Genomic DNA, 15794 nt, shown 5'->3' on the forward strand with positions numbered 1-15794 from the left:
GGGCGCAGCTAGGGCGTTGCGACAAAACTTCCCGACTTGCCTCCGTGTTTTTCCAGCAGCTTGATGTCCGTCATCGTCATTCCGCGATCCGCGGCTTTGCACATGTCATAAATTGTCAGCAAGGATATTTGCACCGCAGTCAGGGCCTCCATCTCCACGCCTGTCGGTCCGACCGTTTCCACCGTCGCCTGGCAAACAATGCTGGCGTTGCCTGTGTCGGGGCTGAAATCCATCGCCACGCGGGTCAGCGCCAGTGGATGGCACAGAGGAATCAGTTCGCTGGTTTTTTTTGCCGCCATGATGCCGGCAATCCGGGCGATGCCGAGCACATCGCCCTTTTTCGCCGTGCCTTCCAGGATGATGGCCAATGTGGCAGGATTCATGGTGATGCGGCCTTGCGCGACAGCCACCCGATGGGTGGCCGGCTTGGCGGCGACATCAACCATGTGCGCCTGTCCTGTTGCGTCGAAATGTGTCAGCGGTGAAGTCGTGGTCATACTGTTACGAAACCTTTACAAGCAACCCTCATCATAAGAGCATGCCCGCAGTGTCTCCTTCCCTGAAAAGCCGCTTGTCGGCAGCCGGCATTCACCTCACGCTGAGCCTGACGGTGGCGGCCCTGGCTGCCTGGCTGGTGTTTGCCCTGTGGTATCCCTATCCCTACCGGGAAATCTCAGGTGGGCGCCACCTGTTTCTGATCGTGATGGCGGTCGATGTCATCATGGGGCCGCTGCTGACCCTGGCGGTGTTTAACCGCAGCAAGCCGGCGGCCGAGTTGGGTCGAGATCTAACGGTGATTGGTATGTTGCAGGTGGCAGCGCTGGCCTATGGTTTGTGGACGGTGTCTGTTGCACGTCCGGTCCATCTGGTGTTTGAGATCGACCGGTTTCGGGTGGTGCATGCCATTGATATTCCCGATGAAGAAATGAACCTGGCGCCGCCGGAATTTCGGCGATTGCCCTGGACCGGCCCGACTTTGCTGTCGGTGCGTAACTTCAGGAGTCAGCAAGAGGGCTCGGACGCTACCCTGGCTGCCGTGCAGGGCTTTCCCTTGGGCTCCAGACCCTTCCTGTGGCAACGTTATGACGAGGCCAAGCCGCAGATTCTCAAAGTCGCCAGACCGCTGGAGGATTTGAAAAATCGTTTCCCTGACCAGGTGGGCACCATCAATGCCGCCTTGTGGTCCGGACCGGATCGCGGCACGGCCAGCGAGTCCGTGGCTTACGTTCCCCTGGCAGGACGCGACAAATTCTGGACCGTCCTGCTCGACCTTCGAACTAGCGAGGTGATTGCTTTTGTTCCCATTGACTCTTTCTGATTCGCTCCTGCAAAGGAAGATTCTTGTCCTGAGTCCTCTTGCCCTGGCGGCCATGATTTTCATTGCACCCGGCAGCCTGGCGCAGGCCCAGTCACCAGCCCGGCCCAGCGGCGCCCTGCCGGCGCTGGGCGACACCTCGGAGTTGTCCGCCAGTGCCGAACGGCGGCTCGGCGACCGCATTGCCGCCAGCATTTACCGCGACCCCGACTACCTGGACGACCCGGTGCTGGGCGACTACCTGCAGGGCATCTGGCAGCCCCTGATGAGGGCGGCGCGGGCCCGGGGCGAGCTGGGTCCGGAGCTGGACGAGCGGTTTGCCTGGGACGTCATGCAGATCCGCGACCGCAGCATCAACGCCTTCGCCTTGCCGGGGGGTTATCTGGGTGTGCATCTGGGGCTGATAGGCGCCGTGGCCACCCGAGACGAACTGGCCTCGGTTCTGGCGCACGAGTTGAGTCACGTGACGCAGCGGCATATTTCGCGCCTGATGAGCAAGCAGAGCCAGCAGATGCCCTGGCTGATTGCGGCCATGATCCTCGGCGCCCTGGCCGCCAACAAAAGCCCGGACGCCGCCAATGCGGCCATTGCAGGCGGGCAGGCCCTGGCCGTGCAGAACCAGCTCAATTTTTCGCGGGACATGGAGCGCGAGGCCGACCGGATTGGCTTTGGCGTGATGGCCGATGCCGGTTTCGAAAAGCAGGGCTTCGCCAGCATGTTCGACAAGCTGCAGCAGGCCTCGCGGCTCAATGACAATGGCGCGTTTCCCTACCTGCGCAGCCACCCGCTGACGACCGAGCGTATTGCCGAGATCAAGGGCCGGCTGCAGCTCGAGGGCGGGACGAGTCCAGCGCCCACGGGCGCCGGCGAAGAGTCGGGCGGTGCGCGCCTGCTGCACGCCGTGATGGCTGCCCGGGCACGTGTTCTGGGTGACCCGGGGGTGGATGGATTGCGACCCATGGTGGCCGATGCGCAGCGGGTGTCGCTTGGCGGTGCGGCGAATGTGGCTTTGACACCGCGCGATGCCGGAGCCCTGTATGGCGGCGCCCTGGCGGCGAGCCGGCTGCGCGATCATGCCCTGGCGCGCAGCCTGGCAGGCAAGCTCAAGTCGGCGGTGCCCGCAAAGACGCCTCTGGCCGATCCGGTCGAGTGGCTGGCACTGGAGGTCGAGCTGGCTGCCGGCAACACCGCGGCTTTGCCGAAACTGGGCGATACGCGCAGCCGGGCTGCCCTCTTGCTGCAGGCCCGGGCGGATCTCGCTGCAGGTCGGGCGCAGGATGTGTCAGGCGCCCTGCAAACCTGGGTCACCAACCATCCGAAAGATGCCATCGCCTGGCAACTGCTGGCGACAGCCTGGGGCCAGCAGGGGCAGACACTGCGCGCGATTCGGGCCGATGCCGAGAGCCGGGTGGCGCAGCTGGACTACCCTGGGGCCCGTGACCGCTTCAAGGCCGCGCAGGACCTGATCCGCAGCGGCCGCGACGGCGGTGCGGCGGCCAGCAACTATGTTGATGCGTCCATCATCGACACGCGGGCGCGCGAGATCGACCAGTTACTTAGGGAGCAGGCGCTCCAGGAGAAACTCGATCGCTAGCTGCAACACGGAGTAGATCAGCGAACCGATCAGGGCGGCGACAAATCCGGTGACATGCAGGCCGCTGAGCAGGCTGGCGGCCGCCCAGAACATCAGGGCGTTGATGACAAACAGGAACAGCCCCAGCGTCACCAGCGTCACCGGCAGGGTCAGCAATACCAGTATCGGGCGCACCACCGTGTTGAGCGCCCCCAGCACGGCGGCAGCAAGCAGCGCCGCGGGGAAGCTGGTTACGGTCACGCCGGAATACAGATAGGCCACCGCCAGCAAGGCGGCTGCGCTACACAGCCATTTGACGATAAGTTTCATGGAACCGAGAATACCACCGCAGGCCAGCCCGACCGCCGACCCAACGAGTTGCCGGAGCGCTACAAGGCGGACGCCGGGTCAGTCCGCAGCCAGCATCATGCCAGCACCGGCAACAACGGCGGCATAACCCCAGACTCCCTGCGGTTCCTGAGGTTGCTGGCTTGTGACGGGCGGCAGGTCCTGGCCGAATTTGGGTCGGCGCGCATCCAGCACACGTGCCGTGCCGTGCTGGGCCAGCAGAGATTCCGTCAGTTTGCACAGCGGTCCGCGTGCTATCTGGGTAATCACCTCGTCGCCAGGGGCCTTTAGCAGTGGGAGGACTTTTGCAAAAACCTGTTCGGCCCACTTGCCGCGCCAGCTGTCGCGGGCGCTGTTCGTGACCCATTTACTCACGCGATGGGTGATGCGTGGCGCGCAGCCCACCACAATCCATCGGGTCGGCGTACGCGCCGGAGCGGACTGCAGCATGGGCGTCAGCATCTTCAGCGCATAAGCGGCTTCATCGATATACACAATCATGGTGTCCATAAAGTTCTCCTTGGTTTTACGTGCTATGGGGACTTTCGGGCTGCGATGCACAGTCCGCAGGGCCTGTGCGGTGCTCTGGTGTTCATTCGGTGGCGAGTTTGTTGTCCCGTTCGGACTTGGACCTGCGGGTGACCCACCAGCCGGCACCGAGTACGCCCGTGACGGCCAGGGTGTAGGTGCCCCACTGGGCAGCGGTGTGCAGGATTTCGCTCGCTGGCGGGGACTCTGGACCCCCATAGACCATGTCCAGCAAGGGCTCACTGACGATCATCTTGGCTGCGGTGAAGGCCAGCACGGCTGCACCGATATTGATGATGACCGGGAAGCGCTCCACCAGCTTGAGCACCATGGTGCTGCCGAACACCACGATCGGGATGCTGATCAGCAGGCCGATGACGACCAGGTCAAATGCGCCATGAGCGGCACCCGCCACGCCCAGCACGTTGTCCACGCCCATCAGCGCATCAGCGACCACAATGGTTTTCATCGCACTCCAGAAGGTGCTGGCCACCGGGCCGTCATGCTCCTTGTCGCCCTGGTCAGCCAGCAGCTTGTACGCAATCCACAGCAGGCCCAGGCCGCCAACGAGCATCAGACCCGGAATCTTGAGCAGCCAGACCACCCCGACCGTCATCGCCGAGCGTACGACGATGGCGCCTACCGTGCCCCAGACGATGGCTTTTTTCTGCAGATGTGAAGGCAGGTTGCGTGCGGCCAGCGCAATCACGATGGCGTTGTCGCCGGCCAGTACGAGATCGATCAGGATGATGGCCAGCAGGGCTGACCACCAGGGTGTCGAGAAAAGTTCCATGTTCCGCTCACTTCGCTATCCGGGTTTTGACGTTGGAAATCCGCATGCGGATTTCCTGCTTCGTTGAAGCTGGACAGGTCAATGAGTGATGCAGCGGGTTGTTGCCGCGGACGCCTCGATCAAACCCGTACAGGTTTCAATCGAAGGTCTGGCTCGACATGCAGTGTCGCTGCATGTCCAGCAAGCCGGAAGCGTGAGCTTCGTAATGACGACTTGCTGAAGCGATTTTGCTGTTGGGGTGTTTTATCTTGTAATGCAGCAAAACGAGGGAGTTACTCCCCTTCGTGAGCATATTGGACAACAAAACTGCCCGCTTTGCAAATCCGCCGGGTCGCGGCCTGCGCAATATCGCGAAAACCCGCGTTGCTGCGTTGGCTGGCCGCGTGGCCGATAATGCCTCAGCCAGCCCGAAGTTGCGGCGGCCATCGTCGTCGCTGAGGCCCATTTTCTGGCGTCCACGTTCACCCCATTTCCGACCCGCATGCCTGGCATCCACATCACCGACATTGAAGCGGCCATCAACTACTGGCGCGAGAAAAAGCCCTCGCCCGACGGCATCACGCTCGCGCCCGAGCTGCGCGCCCTGGCCGAGGTCTACGCCTTGCTGGTTTTCCACCACGAGGAAGAGGCCGACGAGACCGGTTTTCCGCCCCGGGCCATGGCGGCCTGGCGCGCCTGGTACGACACGACCGCCGACACGCCCTGTATTGCCATCTGCTCGACCAGTCAGGGCGACGAGTTGTGCAAGGGTTGCGGGCGCACCTTTGAGGAGGTGCAGCGCTGGCCCGAAATGAGCCCGGCGGCCAAACGCGGAACCTGGCGGCGTATTACTCAGGAAGACACGGCCTGGCGGTTTGGCCGTTATGCCGACCGTGCGCTGGAAAAGAGGGATGCACCGCCAGCGCTGCCCTGAAGCGCTGAAAGCAGGGTCTTTTTGGCTTCCAGCCCTTATACAGCGGGCGCGGGCAGCTATGGATTCAGGAGTAAACTGGGCTGATGCTCCGACTTGCCCGTGCGCCCAACATTGCCATTGCGGCGCTCTGGGCCGATGTGTTGCAGCAGGCGGGCTTTTCGGCCACGGTGCAGCGTTATTTTCTCGGCAGCGTGGCGGGAGAATTGCCGCCCGACCAGTGCCAGCCCGAAGTCTGGCTGACCCACGACCACGAAAAGCCGCGCGCCGAGGCCTTGCTGCACAGCCTGCAGAACCTGCCGCAACGCCGGTGGCTCTGCGCCTGCGGCGAAACGGTGGAGGGCGGTTTTGAGCAGTGCTGGTCCTGTGGCGCCGACATGCCGGCGCCTGCCTGAAACGGGTCACTGCATCTTCAAGTTGGGGCCGCGGAACCGGCTCCGCCGGGCCGCAGGCGCAGCGGCCCCCTCGGGGGGCAGCGCATTACACGAAGTGAAAAGCGTGGGGGCTAAATCCTTTTGGCCAGTTCAGCCGCCTTGCCCACATAACTGGCAGGCGTCATGGCCAGCAGGCGGTCTTTTTCCGCGTCCGGAATCTCCAGTGAGCGGATCAGCCCGTGCAGCGCTTCGGCGGTGACGGTTTTGCCGCGCGTGACTTCCTTGAGTTTTTCGTAGGCGCCCTGCACGCCGTAACGGCGCATCACCGTCTGGATCGGCTCGGCCAGCACTTCCCACGAGGCATCGAGGTCGTCAGCCAGCGCCTCATGGTTGAGTTCGAGCTTGCCCAGTCCGGTGTTCATGGAGCTGTAGGCCAGCACGGCGTAACCAAAGGCCACGCCCATGTTGCGCAGCACGGTGCTGTCGGTCAGGTCGCGTTGCCAGCGGCTGATGGGCAGCTTTTCGCTCAGGTGGCGCAGCAGCGCGTTGGCCAGGCCGAGGTTGCCTTCGGCATTTTCGAAATCGATCGGGTTGACCTTGTGCGGCATGGTGCTGGAGCCGATCTCGCCGGCCTTGAGGCGCTGCTTGAAGTAACCCACGCTGACATAACCCCAGATATCACGCGCAAAGTCGATCAGGATGGTGTTGGTGCGCGCCACCGCGTCGAACAGCTCGGCCATGTAGTCGTGCGGCTCGATCTGGATGCTGTAGGGCTGGAAGGTCAGGCCCAGTCCCAGTGGCTCGGGCGACTCGATCACGTGACGGCTCAGCGCCTCCCAGTCGAAGTCGGGCCAAGCCGACAGGTGGGCGTTGTAGTTGCCGACGGCGCCGTTCATCTTGGCCATCAGCTTGACGGCGGCGATGCGCTCGCGTGCGACGTCCAGGCGGGCCACCACGTTGGCAATCTCCTTGCCGACGGTGGTCGGGCTGGCGGTCTGCCCGTGGGTGCGGCTCAGCATGGGCTCGTCGGCGTAGCGGTGTGCCATCTCGCGCAGCTGCGTGATGACCTTGTCCAGCGCCGGCAGCAAGACCTGCTCGCGGCTGCTTTTGAGCTGCAGCGCATGGCTGGTGTTGTTGATGTCTTCGCTGGTGCAGGCGAAATGCACAAACTCGGCGGCAGCCTCCAGCTCGGGCCGGGCTTCGAACCTGGACTTGATCCAGTACTCGACCGCCTTCACGTCGTGGTTGGTGGTTTTTTCGATCTCCTTGATCGCGACCGCGTCGCTTTCGGAGAAGTGCTTGACCAGTCCGAGCAGGTAGGTGCGTGCACCCGGGGTCAAGGGCTTGAATTCGGCAAAACCCGCATCCGACAAGGCGATGAACCAGGCGACTTCCACCTGGACGCGGCGGTGCATGTAACCGAGCTCCGACATCAGCGGCCGCAGGGGGGCGAGTCTGGCGGCGTAACGGCCGTCCAGGGGTGACAGGGCGGTGATGGAAAAGCTGGTGGACGGGTTCATGGGCGACATTGTAGGCGGGTGGCCTGGCGCCCCGGCAGACAGCTTGCCCGCTTTTTGCAGCGTGGCAGGCCTGGCCGACGCATACTCGATAGAATCCAACAGGATGGCCTGCTAAGCTGTTTGGCCGAGGCATTTCGACCCCATCGCCCCAGGGCCCACGACAAAAGATTGACTATGAAACTCATTGGATCCTACGGCAGCCCTTATGTGCGCAAAGTGCGCATTGTGATGGCCGAAAAAAAGCTCGACTACCAGTTCGTCATTGAAGACGTGTGGGCCGCGGGCACGACCATGTCCGAATCCAATCCGCTGGGCAAGGTGCCCTGCCTGGTCATGGAAGGCGCCAACGGATCGGAAGAAGCCGTTTTCGACTCGCGCGTGATCGTCGAGTACCTGGACACCCTTTCGCCCGTCGGCAAGCTGATTCCGGTGCAGGGCCGTGAACGCGCCGAGGTGAAAACCTGGGAGGCCCTGGCCGATGGCCTGCTCGACGCGGCCATCCTTGCGCGGCTGGAGGCCACCTGGGCCGGCCGCGACGACAAGCAGCGCTGCAAGGCCTGGATAGACCGCCAGATGGACAAGATCGACACGACCGTGCGGGCCATGAGCACCGGCCTGGGCGACAAGCCGTTTTGCAGCGGCATCCACCTGAGCCTGTCCGACATCGCGGTCGGCTGCGCCCTGGGTTACCTGGACTTCCGTTTTCCGCAGATCGACTGGCGCACGCCCTACCCCAACCTGACCCGGCTGTATGACAAGCTGGCGCAGCGGCCGAGTTTTATCGACACCCTGCCTTCCTGAGTCGTTTCAGGCAAAAAAGGCCTGTAGCCCTTTTCTCATGCGGGCCAGCAGCTATAAAAACAGGAGCAACCTCGGGGACTCTCCAGCTCCGCAGAAGCCGCGGATCTGGCTTTGCCAGTCCGCAGGCGCAGCGGCCCTTTTCCAGGTGCAAGGGGCAGGGAGCCGCCGCAGGCTCGAAGTGAACGACCGTGGGGGCTACGTCCCAGCCCGTTTTTTCAGCCAGCGCATCAGGCTGCCCAACAGCGGCAGCTTTTCATACAGCTCCTCTGCGGCGTCCCAGTAGTCGCGGTGGCGCGTCACCAGGCCGGCCTCGTTGAAGCTGATGTGCGAGGCGCCGCGTATGGTCTGCAGCTGCTGCGGCCCACGTCGCCTGAAATAAAACTCGAAGTTCCAGGTCAGGAAACACTGAAGTCCGTCGACCACCTGCGCCGTCACCACAAAACGCGGCCGCTCCAGTGCCACGTACATGTGGTTGAAGATGCGCTGCACCTGTGCCAGGCCCTGCACTTCGTTGAACGGGTCCTTGAACCAGGTATCGACCGCATAGAACTCGCCCATGCGCGCCACGCTGGCTGGACTCAGGGTTTCAAAAAAATGCACCAGCGGCTCAACCGGGTCATTCGGGATTGGGTTCATGGGGCGCTCACAGGCCTGTGAATTTTTGGATTGCCGGAAAATACAGCGCGTACGGCAAGATGCGCAGCGTCTTCATCCAGAGCGTAAACCGTTTCGGAAAGTGGATCTCGAACTGGCCCCGTGCCCAGCCGGCCAGGATCTCGGCCGCCGCCTGCGCCGGGCTGATCAGCGCCGGCATGCTGAACTGGTTGCCGGCGGTCAGTGGTGTTTCGACAAAGCCGGGGTTGACGAGACTCACCCCCACGCCGCTGGCCTGCAAGTCCAGGTACAGGGTTTCGGCTAGGTTGATCAGCGCCGCCTTGGTCGGCCCGTAGGCCAGGCTTTGCGGCAGGCCGCGGTAGCCGGCCACGCTGCCAACCAGGCTGAGGTGGCCGCTGCCACGTTGCAGCATCGTCGGCAACACCGCGTCGATCACATACAGGGCTCCCACGTAGTTGACCTGCTGGTGCCTGAGCATCTCTGCCAGGTCAAAAGCGGTGGCGCGCTGTTCCTTGTAGTAACCCGCGCAGTACATCATCAGGTCCAGCGGCCCCTGGGCCAGCACCGATTGCGCCGCGGTGTGCACCGCAGCCGCGTCCGACGCGTCGAGTACCAGGGCCTGTGCGCCGGGGTGGGTGGCCACAAAGGCCTCCAGCGCCGCGCCATTGCGCGCGGACACCACGACCTTCGCGCCGGCCTCATGCAGGGCATGCGCCGTGGCCTGGCCAATGCCGCTGGAGGCGCCGACCAGCCACACGGTTTTGCCGTGCCAGTCACGAAGGGGAAGGTTGTACGACATGGTGCTGATTTGTTATAAAAATGATAGCTGGTGGCCCAGGTGGTTCAAGGGCTGCAGGCCAATTTGACTTGAAGAATGGAGGCGTGCTCAGCGTTTCGTGAACGACAGCGTGACCTCACCGAGCCGGATGCCGAACTTGCTCATCACCGCCTTGTTGAGCAACACCTTGTCGTTCATCAGGTACATCCAGTCGTCGAACTGCACCTCAATCACGCGCCCGTCGACCGGCAGCTTGAGCGTGTAGCCCCAGCGGAAGGCATTGCCTTTTTCCTCGCCGGCGGCTTCGCCGAGCACATCGGCGGCGGTACCGGTGTAGCGGCCGTCCGGTGTGCGTTTGAGGGTCCAGACCCGACGGTCCGTGCTGCCGTCCGAGTAGGTGAAGGCTTCATCGAGCACGCCGGTCTCCGCGCCTGGCGGGCCCTGCCAGCTGCAGGTCATGACCACGGTGAAACGTTTGACGACCTTGCCCGAGCGGTCGGTGAACACGCCGTACGCATCGACCGTGCCATTGAAATACTGGCGCATGTCGAGCACCGGTTTTTCGGCGGCGTAATCGCTGATCTGCGGGCCGGCGCAGCCCGCCAGCCCGACCAGCAGCGTCAGGGACAGGGCCAGCGCGGCGGCAGTTTTGTGAGGAAATGGTTTCATGGGGTGGCCTTTTCAGGTTCTGACGGGTGTTGGATGACGAAAAAATAGAGGCAGGCGGCGGCGGCCAGCTTGAGCAGACAGGGCAGCACGCAATACGCCACCAGCAGCGCATTCAGCGCCTGCGCGTCGCGTGCGCCCGGCGCGTAGCCGAACAGGCTGAGCAGCGGCAGGGCCAGGCCGGCGGCGAGCGCCAGGTTGAGCTTGATGGCGAAATTCCACCAGCCGAAGTAAGCGCCTTCGGCCCGGCCCGACTGGCCGTTGGCCTGGATCACGCCGGCCAGCAACGCGCCGGGCAGCGCCAGGTCGGTGCCCAGCGCAATGCCGGACAGCGCGCAGACGATCACGAAGGCCACGGTATCCCCCGCGGCTATCTGCGTCGCCCAGCCAAAGGTGGCAATCGCCAGAACCATGCCCAGCAGCCAGGTCGGCGCCAGCCCGAACCGTTTGACCAGCGCCAGCCACAGCGGAATGGACAGGGCCGCGCTCACGAAATAGCTGCCCAGAAACAGCGGCTCCTGGCTGGGTGGCGCCTGCAGCCGGTCCTGGATGAAAAACAGCACCAGCGTTGCAGGCACCGCGCTGGCCGTGCCGTTGAGCAGGAAGACCGCGAGCAGGCGGCGAAAGCCCGGCTGGCGAAACGGCAGCCAGATCGAGGTCGCCGCGTGGAAGCCGGCGGGTGCGTGCTGCGGCACCGGTCGGTCGGCGCGCGTCCAGGCCAGCCAGCCGACTGTCAAGGCCACAAAAAACAGCGCGGTGCTCGCCGGCAGGCCGAACACGACCGGCGTGATCGACGCGAGCACCACGCCGACCAGACCCAGCCCCTCGCGCCAGGCCACGATGCGGCTGCGCTGGCGTTCGTCGCCGCCCAGCATGGCGCCCCAGGACTGGTGCGACACGCTGAGCGCGCTGTAGCCGGCATAGGTCAGCATCAGCATCAGGCTGGCCCAGACCACCAGCGCCGACGGCGCACTTACCAGCGGGAAAAACAGCAGCGCAAAACCCAGCGCCAGCACCAGCGCAGCGATGGCGCCCAGGCCCAGCACCGCCCTGGCCGAGCGTGCAAACAGGCGGTCGCTGAGGCGGCCCAGCAACGGGTCGATCAGGGCATCAAACAGGCGTGCGCCCAGCAGCACCGCGCCCAGGGTGGCCAGCGGCACACCAAATTCACGGGCGTAGTGGTTGGGCAGGATCACGTACAGCGGCAGGGCCACAAAAGCCAGTGGCAGCCCCAGCAGGCCGTAGGCCAGGCCGTTGCGGGTGCCAAAGGCGCCCGGGGCGACGGCAGGCTTCACACGCCTGCTCCGGTTACCAGTGCGTTGCGCAGGCCGGGCTCGGAAGTGCCGGGCGACAGCCAGATGCCGAAGAAGCGTTTGGCAAACTCGGCGTCACGTATTTCGCCCAGCGGCTTGCCATTCATCCAGAAGGCCGCACCCACCCCGGGCCGGTGCACACCCATGATGCGATCGCCCTTTCTGACATCGGGCAGCACCCGGCGCAGCGCGGCCAGCCACTGGTCTGCCAGGTCGTCGCTGACCGGCGCGGTGCGGCGCATTTCCGTGATCGAGCGTTCGGCGATCGCCTGCCCTTCAAACGCGCGCAGGTAGCTCAGCTCCAGCGCCAGCGCCTGGTTGGCGAAGTTGTCCACCCGAAAGCCCGGCGCCGCCCACAGGCGCGCGTCGTAAACCTGAAAACCGAAAACACGCAGGCGCCCGCCGCCCAGCAGCCTGCCCTGCGGCAGGGCGCCCTCCAGTTCCGGCGGCCTGGGGCTGCCTGCCGTGGCTTCAGTGCCGGTCTGCGCGGCGGCCGGCACGGCAGCGCCGGCGCCCATGACCAGCGCCAGCGCCAGCAGCAGCACGCCCGTCAGATCTTGCGCAGCGTGTACTGCACCACGTCGGTGTTGGCCTGCGCGAAGGCGGCCTCGCAGTAGGCCAGGTAGAACTCCCATATGCGGATGAACCTTTTGTCAAACCCGAGCTGGAGCACCCGTGACTCTTGCGCCATGAACTGTTCGCGCCACAGCCTGAGCGTGTGCGCGTAGTCCTGGCCAAACGAAAACTCGTCGATAACCTCCAGCCCGGCGGCCCGCGCCTGGGCGCGGAACTCCTTCGGGCAGGGCAGGCAACCGCCCGGAAAGATGTACTGCTGGATGAAGTCGGTCGACGAGACGTAACGCTCAAACAGTTCGTCGGCAATCACGATGCTCTGCACGCAGGCCAGGCCGCCGGGCTTCAGCAGGCGCGCCACCGCCTGAAAGTAGGTGGGCCAGTATTCACGCCCGACGGCTTCGACCATTTCAATCGAGCAGATCGCATCAAACGGCGCATCACCGCTGGTTTTGCCTATGTCGCGGTAGTCCTGCAACCTCAAATCTGCCTTGTCGGCCGCGCCTGCCCGGGCCATGCGCTGCTGCGCCCAGGCGAGTTGTTCGGTGCTCAGCGTCACGCCGACGACGGAGGCGTCAAATTCGGTGGTGGCCATTTCGGCCAGAGCGCCCCAGCCGCAACCGATTTCCAGCACCCGGTCGCCGGCTTTCACGCCAGCCATGCGCAGCGCGCGCCTGACCTTGGCATGCTGCGCATCCTTCATCGAGGTCTGTGGCGTCTCGAAGATGGCCGATGAGTAATTCATCGTGCTGTCCAGCCACAGCTCGTAGAAGGCATTGCCCAGGTCGTAATGTGCGTGGATGTTTTTCTGGCTGTTGGCCTTGGTGTTGCGGTTGAGCAGGTGCTTGACGCGGTAGGCCAGGCGCCCCAGCCAGGTGCCGTAGATCACGTCCTCGACTTCCTTGCGGTTGACGATCAACACGCGCAACAGCTCGGTCAGGTGCGGGGTGGTCCAGTCGCCGGCGATGAAACTTTCGGCGAAACCGATGTCGCCCGAACGCAGCGCGGCGCTGCAGACTTTCCAGTTCACCAGCCGCAGGCTGGCCGTGGGGGCCTCGCCCGAGCCGAAACGCTGCATGCTGCCGTCGGGCAACTGCAGGGTCAGGGTGCCGTGTTTGAGGCGTGACAGCAGGCGAAAAGCCGTGCGTGCTGCGGCCGGAGCACCGCTGGGCAGCGCGAACGGGGGACTGGCGGCGCGGGAAGCAGGAGTGTTGGTGGCAGTGTTCATCGGGTCACAAAAATTTCAGGGGGCTGGGGTTTGCTGACAAATGGCACACGTTTGCGCCAGAGCTTGAGGGCCTGCCAGTGAATGCGTGCCACCACTCCCACCGTCATGGCCGGATAGCCCCACAGGGCCTTGCGCAGCGTGGCCGCGGTGAGGACCTGCAGCGTACCGGCAACGCTGGTTTGCAGCAGCGGCCCCTGCCCGTCGTCGTAGTCGATGCGTGCCACCGTTTTTTCGATGCCTTCGGTTTTGGCACGCATGAAACGGAAGCGATAGAAGCCGTCGAGCGTGCAAAACGGCGACACGTGAAACACCTTGACGGCCTGCAGTTCCTGGCCATAACGCGGTCGGTCGAGCAGGTAACAGTGGCGCTCGCCAAAGGTGTTGTTGACTTCGACAACGATGGCGCGCAATTCGCCGTCGGCACTGTGGCAGTACCAGAAGCTGACCGGCTTGAAGGTGTGGCCGAGCACCCGCGGGTAGGTGTGCAGCCAGACCTCGCCGGCGGCGTCTGTGATGCCCTCGCGCGCCAGCAGCGCATCGACCCAGGCCAGGCAGTCGTCGCTGCCCTCGCCGTGATCGCGGTCAAAAAAGCTCAGTGCCGCGCCGCGGTTGCGTGCCAGCGCGCCGTTGCCGTTCTGGCGCAGGCTGCGCAGCGGCAGCATCAGGAAATAGGTCGGGTAGTTGAAGGCGTTGACAGCGGGCTTGAGGCGGGTGTGCCGCACCTCGCCAAAACCGATCAGAGGTAATGAGGCCCCGACTTCCGCGGCCCCGGCTTGGGCAGACGCAGCCCCGACGCTCCGCACGCCGTCCATGCCTGGCTGCGCGTTCATGGCGCCGCTCCGGCCAGATCCTGCAAGAGCTGTCGGGCCACGCCCAGTCCCGACTTCAAACCGTCTTCATGAAAACCATAACCGGTCCAGGCACCGCAGAAATAGCTGTGCTGGCGGCCCTGTAGCCCGGGCAGCTCTTTCTGCGCACGGATGGCTGCCGCGTCAAAAACCGGATGGGCATAGTCGAATTCGCCCATGATGTGCTCGGCAGCAATAGGCGCCGCCGGGTTCAGCGACACCACCACCGGCTGGGTAAATGGCAGCGGTTGCAGCATGTTCAGCAGGTAGTGCAGGCAGACCCGGGAGGACTCGCGCTGCGGGTCCTGCGCACGTTCGTAGTTCCAGGCGGCCCAGGCCAGCCGGCGCGCCGGCAGCACCGAGGTGTCGGTGTGCAGCACGGCGCGGTTGGGCTGGTAGCCGATCGCGCCCAGCACCGTGCTTTCTGCGCCACTCGGGTTGTGCAACAGGGCCAGCGACTGGTCGGAGTGGGTGGCCAGTACGACCTTGTCGAACCGTTCGTCAGCGCCGTCGGTGATCACGCGCACACCGCCTTGGGCGGAAAAGGCATCGCGGACGATGCTGCGCACCGGTGTGTTCAGGCGCTTGTCGGCGATGCTGGCGACAATTTTTTCAACGTAATGCCGGGCGCCACCGGTCACCGTCCACCACTGCGGCCGGTCGGCCACCTGGATCAGGCCGTGGTTGTGGCAGAAGCGGATCATGGTGGCCACCGGGAATTGCAGCATCTGGTCGGTCGGGCAGGACCAGATGCAACCCAGCATCGGCAGGAAATACCAGTCGCGGAACTCGGCTGAAAAGTTGCCCTCGCGCAGGAAGTCACCGAGCGGCTGCATCATGGCCGCTTCTGCGCCGCTTTCGGCCAGCGCCGTGGCCGTGCGGTTGAAACGCATGATGTCGCGGAGCATGCGCCAGAACCTCCAGTTCAGCAGGTTGCCGCGCTGGGCGAACACCGTGTTCAGGCTGGAGCCGCTCCACTCCAGGGCGCCGCGCTTGCCGCTGCCCGGGAGCTTGACCGAAAACGACATGTCGGACCGGGCGGTGACCACGCCGAGCTCTGCAAACAGCTCGATCAGGTGGGGATAGGTGCGTTCATTGAAGACCAGAAAGCCGGTATCGACACCGTGGGTGACAAGGCCTTGCGGCGTTGGCAGGGTGATGTCAACCGTATGGGTGTGGCCACCAAAGTAGCTGCCGGCTTCGAACAGGGTGAGGTCGGCCCGGCCCTGCAGGGCGTGGGCGGCCGCCAGACCGGCAATGCCGGAGCCGACGATGGCGACCTTGGGGCGGGCTGGAGAATTCATCTCACAGCCCGGAAGATAAAAATGCTGCGAAGCGCCCCGAAGCGAACAAGGGAGGGAGGGAGGAGGAGGAGAACCGCCCCGGGATTGCATCCGTGCCGCGAGCGGCCGGAAGTCTTCGCAACAAAAAACAGTGCCTGTCGGCGTCAGGCTGGCGTGTCCATGCCGATACGGTTATGAGTCCGCGACCCCGCCTCCAGTTCCCCGATGGGGGGAGCGGGCTGATGTAAAAATTCGTTAACGTCGCGGAGGTCATCAAAAAGTCGGGTGTGAATGGCGTTCGTGGAAAAGCAGGTGTTGTCCGTTAAGT

The 15794-nt window shown here is 64.2% G+C and carries 19 protein-coding genes; 5 read left to right on the forward strand and 14 right to left on the reverse strand.

What is annotated here, in order from left to right; genetic code table 11:
• Positions 1 to 8: 8 nt before the first annotated feature.
• Positions 9 to 497: a cyclic pyranopterin monophosphate synthase MoaC gene (moaC, locus tag PSV33_RS00680; RefSeq protein ID WP_300557543.1), complete on the reverse strand. Its 489-nt coding sequence runs from the start codon at positions 495 to 497 to the stop codon at positions 9 to 11.
• A 41-nt stretch (positions 498 to 538) separates the two neighbouring features.
• On the opposite strand from moaC, the gene tfpZ reads away from it, so the two are divergent.
• Entirely contained in the window at positions 539 to 1318 is a 780-nt protein-coding gene (tfpZ, locus tag PSV33_RS00685) for a TfpX/TfpZ family type IV pilin accessory protein (RefSeq protein ID WP_300557545.1), read from the forward strand.
• A gap of 52 nt (positions 1319 to 1370) precedes the next feature.
• Positions 1371 to 2909, forward strand: coding sequence for a M48 family metalloprotease (locus PSV33_RS00690; protein ID WP_300557547.1), 1539 nt, complete (start codon positions 1371 to 1373; stop codon positions 2907 to 2909).
• Here the strand turns inward: PSV33_RS00690 and PSV33_RS00695 are convergent.
• The 4 genes from PSV33_RS00695 to PSV33_RS00710 form a co-directional block, all read right to left on the reverse strand.
• Entirely contained in the window at positions 2868 to 3218 is a 351-nt protein-coding gene (locus PSV33_RS00695) for a phage holin family protein (protein WP_300557549.1), read from the reverse strand. The two genes, PSV33_RS00690 and PSV33_RS00695, sit on opposite strands and share 42 nt — an antisense overlap.
• 78 nt (positions 3219 to 3296) lie before the next feature.
• Positions 3297 to 3746 (reverse strand): hypothetical protein, encoded by a 450-nt coding sequence (locus PSV33_RS00700; protein WP_300557551.1) that lies wholly within the window; start codon positions 3744 to 3746, stop codon positions 3297 to 3299.
• 82 nt (positions 3747 to 3828) lie between these two features.
• The gene (locus PSV33_RS00705) at positions 3829 to 4557 is read right to left on the reverse strand and encodes a TerC family protein (RefSeq protein ID WP_300557553.1); all 729 of its coding nucleotides are present in this window, start codon (positions 4555 to 4557) and stop codon (positions 3829 to 3831) included.
• Between the two features lie 136 nt (positions 4558 to 4693).
• Positions 4694 to 5002, reverse strand: coding sequence for a hypothetical protein (locus PSV33_RS00710; protein ID WP_300557555.1), 309 nt, complete (start codon positions 5000 to 5002; stop codon positions 4694 to 4696).
• Positions 5003 to 5038: 36 nt separating this feature from the next.
• Here PSV33_RS00710 and PSV33_RS00715 point away from each other — a divergent pair, with 36 nt between their 5' ends.
• Both PSV33_RS00715 and PSV33_RS00720 read left to right on the forward strand, forming a co-directional pair.
• Positions 5039 to 5470 (forward strand): DUF3717 domain-containing protein, encoded by a 432-nt coding sequence (locus tag PSV33_RS00715; RefSeq protein WP_300557557.1) that lies wholly within the window; start codon positions 5039 to 5041, stop codon positions 5468 to 5470.
• Positions 5471 to 5553: 83 nt separating this feature from the next.
• On the forward strand, positions 5554 to 5862 hold the full coding sequence (locus PSV33_RS00720) for a DUF2007 domain-containing protein (RefSeq protein WP_300557559.1): 309 nt from the start codon (positions 5554 to 5556) through the stop codon (positions 5860 to 5862).
• Positions 5863 to 5972: 110 nt separating this feature from the next.
• Here PSV33_RS00720 and purB read toward each other — a convergent pair whose 3' ends face one another.
• The gene (purB, locus tag PSV33_RS00725; protein WP_300557561.1) at positions 5973 to 7361 is read right to left on the reverse strand and encodes an adenylosuccinate lyase; all 1389 of its coding nucleotides are present in this window, start codon (positions 7359 to 7361) and stop codon (positions 5973 to 5975) included.
• A gap of 174 nt (positions 7362 to 7535) precedes the next feature.
• Here purB and PSV33_RS00730 point away from each other — a divergent pair, with 174 nt between their 5' ends.
• Entirely contained in the window at positions 7536 to 8162 is a 627-nt protein-coding gene (locus PSV33_RS00730; RefSeq protein WP_300557563.1) for a glutathione S-transferase C-terminal domain-containing protein, read from the forward strand.
• A gap of 195 nt (positions 8163 to 8357) precedes the next feature.
• Here the strand turns inward: PSV33_RS00730 and PSV33_RS00735 are convergent, their stop codons facing one another.
• The 8 genes from PSV33_RS00735 to PSV33_RS00770 form a co-directional block, all read right to left on the reverse strand.
• Entirely contained in the window at positions 8358 to 8798 is a 441-nt protein-coding gene (locus PSV33_RS00735) for a nuclear transport factor 2 family protein (protein WP_300557565.1), read from the reverse strand.
• A gap of 7 nt (positions 8799 to 8805) precedes the next feature.
• The gene (locus tag PSV33_RS00740) at positions 8806 to 9576 is read right to left on the reverse strand and encodes an SDR family NAD(P)-dependent oxidoreductase (protein ID WP_300557567.1); all 771 of its coding nucleotides are present in this window, start codon (positions 9574 to 9576) and stop codon (positions 8806 to 8808) included.
• Between the two features lie 87 nt (positions 9577 to 9663).
• The gene (locus tag PSV33_RS00745; RefSeq protein WP_300557569.1) at positions 9664 to 10224 is read right to left on the reverse strand and encodes a DUF3833 domain-containing protein; all 561 of its coding nucleotides are present in this window, start codon (positions 10222 to 10224) and stop codon (positions 9664 to 9666) included.
• Positions 10221 to 11516, reverse strand: coding sequence for an MFS transporter (locus PSV33_RS00750; protein WP_300557571.1), 1296 nt, complete (start codon positions 11514 to 11516; stop codon positions 10221 to 10223). The genes PSV33_RS00745 and PSV33_RS00750 overlap by 4 nt, the downstream gene beginning before the upstream one ends.
• A complete protein-coding gene (locus PSV33_RS00755; RefSeq protein WP_300557573.1) occupies positions 11513 to 12079 on the reverse strand; it encodes a chalcone isomerase family protein in 567 nt (188 codons plus the stop codon). Before PSV33_RS00755 ends, PSV33_RS00750 begins: the two co-directional genes overlap by 4 nt.
• Before the next feature lie 5 nt (positions 12080 to 12084).
• A complete protein-coding gene (locus tag PSV33_RS00760; protein WP_300557575.1) occupies positions 12085 to 13335 on the reverse strand; it encodes a cyclopropane-fatty-acyl-phospholipid synthase family protein in 1251 nt (416 codons plus the stop codon).
• Complete coding sequence (locus PSV33_RS00765) at positions 13332 to 14165, reverse strand: DUF1365 domain-containing protein (protein WP_300557577.1); 834 nt, start codon at positions 14163 to 14165, stop codon at positions 13332 to 13334. The genes PSV33_RS00760 and PSV33_RS00765 overlap by 4 nt, the downstream gene beginning before the upstream one ends.
• Positions 14162 to 15487, reverse strand: a complete 1326-nt coding sequence (locus PSV33_RS00770; RefSeq protein WP_300557578.1) for an FAD-dependent oxidoreductase — start codon at positions 15485 to 15487, stop codon at positions 14162 to 14164. The genes PSV33_RS00765 and PSV33_RS00770 overlap by 4 nt, the downstream gene beginning before the upstream one ends.
• Positions 15488 to 15794 lie beyond the last annotated feature (307 nt).

Origin of the sequence: Polaromonas sp. (assembly GCF_029945895.1) — a bacterium.
Lineage (GTDB): Bacteria > Pseudomonadota > Gammaproteobacteria > Burkholderiales > Burkholderiaceae_C > Polaromonas.

What these genes read in the sequence shown, in the direction of transcription:
- tfpZ (WP_300557545.1), top strand. Translation starts at nt 539, where the DNA reads ATGCCCGCAGTGTCTCCTTCCCTGAAAAGCCGCTTGTCGGCAGCCGGC.
- PSV33_RS00770 (WP_300557578.1), bottom strand. Translation starts at nt 15,487, where the DNA reads ATGAATTCTCCAGCCCGCCCCAAGGTCGCCATCGTCGGCTCCGGCATT.
- moaC (WP_300557543.1), bottom strand. Translation starts at nt 497, where the DNA reads ATGACCACGACTTCACCGCTGACACATTTCGACGCAACAGGACAGGCG.
- PSV33_RS00765 (WP_300557577.1), bottom strand. Translation starts at nt 14,165, where the DNA reads ATGAACGCGCAGCCAGGCATGGACGGCGTGCGGAGCGTCGGGGCTGCG.
- PSV33_RS00710 (WP_300557555.1), bottom strand. Translation starts at nt 5,002, where the DNA reads ATGGGCCTCAGCGACGACGATGGCCGCCGCAACTTCGGGCTGGCTGAG.
- PSV33_RS00700 (WP_300557551.1), bottom strand. Translation starts at nt 3,746, where the DNA reads ATGGACACCATGATTGTGTATATCGATGAAGCCGCTTATGCGCTGAAG.
- PSV33_RS00740 (WP_300557567.1), bottom strand. Translation starts at nt 9,576, where the DNA reads ATGTCGTACAACCTTCCCCTTCGTGACTGGCACGGCAAAACCGTGTGG.
- PSV33_RS00720 (WP_300557559.1), top strand. Translation starts at nt 5,554, where the DNA reads ATGCTCCGACTTGCCCGTGCGCCCAACATTGCCATTGCGGCGCTCTGG.
- PSV33_RS00695 (WP_300557549.1), bottom strand. Translation starts at nt 3,218, where the DNA reads ATGAAACTTATCGTCAAATGGCTGTGTAGCGCAGCCGCCTTGCTGGCG.
- PSV33_RS00745 (WP_300557569.1), bottom strand. Translation starts at nt 10,224, where the DNA reads ATGAAACCATTTCCTCACAAAACTGCCGCCGCGCTGGCCCTGTCCCTG.
- PSV33_RS00690 (WP_300557547.1), top strand. Translation starts at nt 1,371, where the DNA reads ATGATTTTCATTGCACCCGGCAGCCTGGCGCAGGCCCAGTCACCAGCC.
- purB (WP_300557561.1), bottom strand. Translation starts at nt 7,361, where the DNA reads ATGAACCCGTCCACCAGCTTTTCCATCACCGCCCTGTCACCCCTGGAC.
- PSV33_RS00705 (WP_300557553.1), bottom strand. Translation starts at nt 4,557, where the DNA reads ATGGAACTTTTCTCGACACCCTGGTGGTCAGCCCTGCTGGCCATCATC.
- PSV33_RS00730 (WP_300557563.1), top strand. Translation starts at nt 7,536, where the DNA reads ATGAAACTCATTGGATCCTACGGCAGCCCTTATGTGCGCAAAGTGCGC.
- PSV33_RS00760 (WP_300557575.1), bottom strand. Translation starts at nt 13,335, where the DNA reads ATGAACACTGCCACCAACACTCCTGCTTCCCGCGCCGCCAGTCCCCCG.
- PSV33_RS00715 (WP_300557557.1), top strand. Translation starts at nt 5,039, where the DNA reads ATGCCTGGCATCCACATCACCGACATTGAAGCGGCCATCAACTACTGG.
- PSV33_RS00735 (WP_300557565.1), bottom strand. Translation starts at nt 8,798, where the DNA reads ATGAACCCAATCCCGAATGACCCGGTTGAGCCGCTGGTGCATTTTTTT.